1 protein-coding gene and 1 pseudogene are annotated in these 638 nt (G+C 73.4%); both read left to right on the top strand.

Translation table 11 applies throughout. From position 1 onward, the window contains the following. A pseudogene (locus LO771_RS30045) lies at window positions 1-140 on the top strand (carbohydrate ABC transporter substrate-binding protein); the annotation flags it as partial. 16 nt (window positions 141-156) lie between these two features. Then, a partial coding sequence (locus LO771_RS30040; RefSeq protein ID WP_374228280.1) for a carbohydrate ABC transporter permease occupies window positions 157-638 on the top strand: 482 nt, incomplete at its 3' end.

Here is a 638-nt window from a genome sequence, read left to right as displayed (position 1 = left end):
ACCAGGCGCCGGCGGCCTTCGGCGGCACCAAGGGCGCCGGGGAGTGGAAGGACCTGCAGGACTTCCTCGCCCACCCCAAGGACGTCGCCGGCGCGCAGAAGCAGCTCGAGGCCGACGCCGCCAAGGCCTACACCGGCTGAGACGGGACCACCACCGATGGCCACCACCGCAACCACCGCACCGGCGCCGGGGTCCTCCCCGGCGCCGGGCGCGGCGGCCCGCCCGCCGAAGCGCCGCCTCCGCGGCCTCCGCTCCTGGTCCGCCGTGCTCTTCCTGCTGCCCGCCCTGGTCCTGCTGGGCGCCCTGGTCCTCTACCCGATCCTGTGGTCGCTGGCGCGCAGCCTCTACGGCGCCGACGGCTTCGCCCACTTCGTCGGCCTGCGCAACTACGGCGACCTGTTCACCCAGCGGGCGACGCTCACCGCGCTGAGGAACAACGCGGTCTGGGTCGCGGTCGCCCCCACCGTGACCACCGCGCTCGGACTGGTCTTCGCCGTCCTGACCGAGCGCGTCCGCTGGGGCACCGCCTTCAAGCTGGTGGTCTTCATGCCGATGGCGGTCTCCATGCTGGCCGCCGGCATCATCTTCCGCCTCGTCTACGACCAGCAGCCGGAGAAGGGCGTCGCCAACGCCGTCGT

The sequence above is a fragment of the Streptacidiphilus sp. ASG 303 genome (assembly GCF_020991365.1).
In the GTDB taxonomy this organism is placed as follows: domain Bacteria; phylum Actinomycetota; class Actinomycetes; order Streptomycetales; family Streptomycetaceae; genus Peterkaempfera.
Note: the sequence above shows the minus strand (reverse complement) of the source record. Positions and strands in the feature narration are given on the sequence as shown.